4 protein-coding genes are annotated in these 5,008 nt (G+C 57.6%); 1 reads left to right on the top strand and 3 read right to left on the bottom strand.

From position 1 onward, the window contains the following. Positions 1 to 50 precede the first annotated feature (50 nt). From udk to HMPREF9720_RS12345, 3 genes are all read right to left on the bottom strand, one after another. Positions 51 to 674 (bottom strand): uridine kinase, encoded by a 624-nt coding sequence (udk, locus tag HMPREF9720_RS12335; RefSeq protein ID WP_014776414.1) that lies wholly within the window; start codon positions 672 to 674, stop codon positions 51 to 53. Positions 675 to 751: 77 nt separating this feature from the next. Beyond that, positions 752 to 2,713, bottom strand: a complete 1,962-nt coding sequence (gyrB, locus tag HMPREF9720_RS12340) for a DNA topoisomerase (ATP-hydrolyzing) subunit B (protein ID WP_009598734.1) — start codon at positions 2,711 to 2,713, stop codon at positions 752 to 754. A gap of 71 nt (positions 2,714 to 2,784) precedes the next feature. Further along, entirely contained in the window at positions 2,785 to 3,522 is a 738-nt protein-coding gene (locus tag HMPREF9720_RS12345) for a cell division ATP-binding protein FtsE (protein ID WP_009598733.1), read from the bottom strand. Positions 3,523 to 3,775: 253 nt separating this feature from the next. Here HMPREF9720_RS12345 and HMPREF9720_RS12350 point away from each other — a divergent pair. After that, a partial coding sequence (locus tag HMPREF9720_RS12350) for a GAF domain-containing protein (RefSeq protein ID WP_009598732.1) occupies positions 3,776 to 5,008 on the top strand: 1,233 nt, incomplete at its 3' end.

Consider the following 5,008-nt stretch of genomic DNA (forward strand, 5'->3'; position numbering starts at 1 on the left):
CTCGCCGGAGATTCGGGATTTGTAATGAAACAGGGGAGGGGTACTCCGTGCTATTCGTTGCGTGCGATCAGCGAACTGATGTTCTGAATCAGCATCGCTACGGCCACCGAGTTGAAGCCGCCTTCGGGAATGATGACGTCGGCGTATTTCTTCGAAGGTTCGACGAACTCCTCGTGCATCGGCTTCACGGTCGAGGTGTACTGCGTGATGACCGACTGCATCGTACGTCCGCGCTCGCAGACGTCGCGCAGGATGCGCCGCGCAAGGCGGATATCGGCATCCGTATCGACGTATACCTTGATGTCCATCAGATCGCGCAGCTCCTTGTTCTCGAAGATCAGGATGCCGTCCACGATGATTACCTTCGAAGGCTTTACGCTCACGGTCTCCGTCATGCGGTTGTGCTCGACGAACGAATAGACCGGATGTTCGATCGGAACGTTCTCCTTGAGCGCCTTGATGTGGTCCACCAGCATCTGGGTGTCGAATGCCTGCGGGTGGTCGTAGTTGAGCTTCGTGCGCTCCTCGTAAGTCAGTTCCGGATGCGCCTTGTAGTAGTAATCGTGGCAGAGCGTTACGACGTCGTCGCCCTCGAAAGCCTCCTGCAGACGCTTGACGAGGGTCGATTTTCCTGAGCCGGTTCCTCCGGCGACTCCGATAACGGTAACTTTCATAGTGTCGGCCAATTAGTGCGGTTATATAAAGAAAAGGATCGCACCTTTCGCAAGGGCAATCCTCTTCCTGATTTCGATTATGCGTCGATGTTCGCGTAATGTGCGTTCTTCTCGATGAACTCGCGGCGGGGCGGCACTTCGTCGCCCATCAGCATCGAGAAGATACGGTCCGCTTCGGCGGCGTTCTCGATATTGACCTGACGCAGAATGCGCGTGTCGGGGTTCATCGTCGTGTCCCACAGCTGATGGGCGTTCATCTCGCCGAGACCTTTGTAACGCTGGATGTGCACGCCCTTGCCGAATTCGGCCGAGATGGTATCGCGCTCCTTCTCGGTCCAGCAGTAGCGCTCCTGCTTGCCCTTTTTCACCAGATAGAGGGGCGGGGTGGCGATGTAGACGTGGCCGTTCTCGATCAGCTCCTTCATCTTGCGGAAGAAGAACGTCAGCATCAGCGTTGCGATGTGGCTTCCGTCGACATCGGCATCGGTCATGATGATGATCTTGTCGTAGCGGAGTTTCTCCAGATTGAGCGCCTTGCTGTCCTCTTCGGTGCCGATCGTCACGCCCAGCGCCGTGAACATGTTCTTGATCTCCTCGTTCTCCCACATGCGATGCTCCTGCGCCTTCTCGATGTTCAGGATCTTACCGCGCAGCGGCATGATGGCTTGGAAGTTGCGGTCGCGGCCCGATTTGGCCGTGCCGCCTGCTGAGTCACCCTCGACGAAGAAGATTTCGGCGATCGAACGGTCGCGGCTCGTACAGTCGGCCAGCTTGCCGGGAAGTCCCGCGCCCGAAAGCACGGTCTTGCGCTGTACCATTTCGCGGGCGTGGCGTGCCGCATGGCGCGCCGTGGCGGCCAGAATGACCTTCTGCACGATGGCCTTGGCATCCTTGGGATTCTCCTCCAGATAGTGGCCCAGCGCCGAGGACATCGCCTGATCGACGGCGGCCGAAACCTCGTCGTTGCCCAGCTTGGTCTTGGTCTGGCCCTCGAACTGCGGCTCCTGCACCTTCACCGAAACCACGGCCGTGAGACCCTCGCGGAAGTCGTCGCCGTTGATGTCGAACTTCAGCTTCGAGAGCATGCCCGAATCCTCGGCGTACTTCTTGAGCGTACGGGTCAGCGCACGGCGGAAGCCCGTCAGGTGCGTACCGCCCTCGATGGTGTTGATGTTATTTACATAGGAGTGTACGTTCTCCGAGAAGGAATCGTTGTACTGCATGGCCACCTCCACCGGAACGCCGTTCTTCTCGGTGTCGAGGTAGATGATCTGGTCGATGATCGGCGTGCCGCGCGTGGCGTCGAGATACTGCACGAACTCCTTGAGACCCTCTTCCGAATAGAAGTTGTCGTGGACGTATTCGCCGTTCTCGTCCTTGCTGCGCTTGTCCGTCAGGTTCAGGTGGATTCCCTTGTTCAGGAACGCCAGCTCGCGCAGACGGTTGGCCAGAATTTCGTATTTGTATTCGGTCGTGAGCGTGAAGATGCTGCCGTCGGGCTTGAAGGTGATGGTGGTGCCCCGGTCGGTGCACTCGCCGACGACCTCGACCTGCGAGGTGGGCGCGCCCTTGCTGTAGCTCTGGCGGTAAATCTTGCCGTCGCGGCTGTGAATCTCCGCGATGAGCAGGGTCGAAAGCGCGTTCACGCACGATACGCCCACGCCGTGCAGACCGCCCGAAACCTTGTAGCTGCCCTTGTCGAACTTGCCGCCGGCATGGAGCACGGTCAGCACCACTTCGAGCGCCGATTTGCCCTCCTTTTCGTGGTAGTCGGTCGGGATGCCGCGGCCGTTGTCGCGTACGGTGATGGAATTATCTTCGTTGATCGTTACGTCGATGTCGGTACAGTAGCCGGCCAGCGCCTCGTCGATCGAGTTGTCGACTACCTCATAGACCAGATGGTGCAGACCCTTCTCACCAATGTCGCCGATATACATGGCGGGGCGCTTGCGCACCGCTTCGAGGCCCTCAAGGACCTGAATATTCGACGCGGAATATTCTTCTTCTTGCTTTTTTACGTTTTCTAATTCGGTACTCATCTGTTGTCTTTAAAATATCGTACAAATATACGAAATATTTCCGGATAATCCAATAGCCCAAATCCCCAAGATCAGCCCAATTCCGCCTTGAGGTCCACTTCGCGGATTTTGCCCTGCGAGAAGAGGATGGCGCGGGCCGGATGGTTCTCTATGAGGGCGGTGTTGTGCGTGGACATCACCACGGCGCAGCCGCGGCAGGCGATCTCCTCGAAAAGCTGCATGATGCCCTCGGCCGTCACGGGGTCGAGGTTGCCGGTAGGCTCGTCGGCCAGCAGCACCTGCGGGTCGTTGAGCAGGGCGCGGGCGATCACCAGACGCTGCTGCTCCCCGCCCGAAAGCTCGAAGGGCATTTTGTAGCTTTTGGCCCCCAGATCGACCAGATTCAGCACCTGATCGATCCGCTCGCGGATTTCGCTCTCGTGTTTCCAGCCCGTGGCCTTCATCACGTAATAGAGGTTCATGAAGACGTTGCGGTCGGTCAGCAGCTGGTAATCCTGAAACACGATGCCGATTCTGCGGCGCAGGTAGGGGATGTCGCGCCGTTTGAGCCTTCGCAGGTCGAAGCCGGCCACGCGGCCTTCGCCCGTGAGCAGCTGCACTTCGGCGTACAGCGTTTTGAGCAGGGTGCTTTTCCCGCTCCCGACGCGGCCGAGCAGATAAACGAATTCGCCCGGCGCGACGCACAAATTCACATCGGACAGCACCATCTCGCCCCGTTGGAGCAATTTGGCTTCGGACGTGCTGCCGAACGGATTGTCCGCATGATAAATAGCCGCGTTTTTCAGTCTTACAACGTATTTTTCACTCATAGAGCCGCTCTCTGGAATTATTTTCCAAAGATAGTCAAAATATTCGTTCCGGAAAGTTCCCGAAGCGAAAAAAATACCTCCGGCGGGCCTCGGTCCGGTTTCGGAGAGGCGTTTGCGGATGTTTTTGTTTAATGAATCAGCCGTTTGTTTTCATAAAATAACCGCAATAATTTGCATATCCGCCCCGGCATGCCTACTTTTGTATAGAAGGGCCGAGACATTCCGGTCGGACAGGGACGCTAAAAATTATCGAATGAAAGAACACGAAATCCTGCAGGAGATCATGCGGGATGCCAGAATAGGTTGGTGGCAGGCCGACCGCAAACGTCGTATGTTCCACATATCGGAAGGACTCCGCGATCTGCTGGGGCTTTCGACGTGCGACGTGAGTTACGAAGAGTTTCGGGATATGATAAACCCGACCTACCGGGAGTATGCCTTCGCTTCGGTCGGGGTGCGCGGGGGAGATTTCGGAAACGAACACCTTTATCCGCTGCGGGGGCCTAAAGGCGAAATCTGGTGTTACCGGAAACTGCTGCGTGAGGAGACGGCCGAGGACGGCGGAATGCTGCTGACGGGATATTTCAGGGTGACCGATCCCCCGCAGGAGGCCAATTCGCCCGAAAAGCAGCAGATCAACGACCTGCTGTACCGGCTCAACAGCATTTCGCATACGCTGCTGTCGCTGCTGAAAACCAACGATCCGGATGTCGTCATCGACAAGATACTCACCGACGTGCAGACCATGTTCCACGGCGGCCGGGCCTATATCATCGAATTCGACCGCGAGCGCAGGACGCACGACTGCACATACGAGGTTACGGCCGAGAACGTCACGGCCGAGCAGGATTTGGTAAACAGCCTGTCGATGGACGAGGTGCCGTGGTGGACCCGGCGTATCGAGAACGGCAATCCCATCATCATCTCCTCGCTCGACGAACTGCCCGACGAAGCGTTCCGCGAAAAGGAGGTGCTCGCCATGCAGGACATCAAATCGCTGATCGCCGTACCGCTCGCCTCGCGCGACAAGGTGTGGGGATACGCCGGCATCGACATCGTGAACGAACCCCGGACGTGGAGCGGGGAGGATTACCAGTGGTTCGCGTCGCTGATGAACATTATCAGCCTTTGTATCGAACTCCAGCGCTCCGAACGGGAGGCGCAGTCCGAGCGGACCTATCTCGAAGGCCTTTACCGCCACATGCCGCTGGGTTACGCCCGGCTGCAGATGCTGCGCGACGACGCCGGCGAGCCGGTCGATTTCAGGATTCTGGATGCGAATTACGCCGCCGACAAGATTTCGGGCGTGTTCCGGGAGCAGTATATAGGCAAACGCGCCTCCGAGCTGGGGCTCGACACGCGCTTCTACATGCCGATTTTCCTGCAGGTGTTCGACAGCGGCGACTACATCGAACATGACAGTTTCGACGAGAAATCGAAACACTGGATACATTCGATTCTCTATACGACCCACGAGGACGAGGTG

The sequence above is a fragment of the Alistipes sp. HGB5 genome (genome assembly GCF_000183485.2).
In the GTDB taxonomy this organism is placed as follows: domain Bacteria; phylum Bacteroidota; class Bacteroidia; order Bacteroidales; family Rikenellaceae; genus Alistipes; species Alistipes finegoldii.

What these genes read in the sequence shown, in the direction of transcription:
- HMPREF9720_RS12345 (WP_009598733.1), bottom strand. Translation starts at nt 3,522, where the DNA reads ATGAGTGAAAAATACGTTGTAAGACTGAAAAACGCGGCTATTTATCAT.
- udk (WP_014776414.1), bottom strand. Translation starts at nt 674, where the DNA reads ATGAAAGTTACCGTTATCGGAGTCGCCGGAGGAACCGGCTCAGGAAAA.
- gyrB (WP_009598734.1), bottom strand. Translation starts at nt 2,713, where the DNA reads ATGAGTACCGAATTAGAAAACGTAAAAAAGCAAGAAGAAGAATATTCC.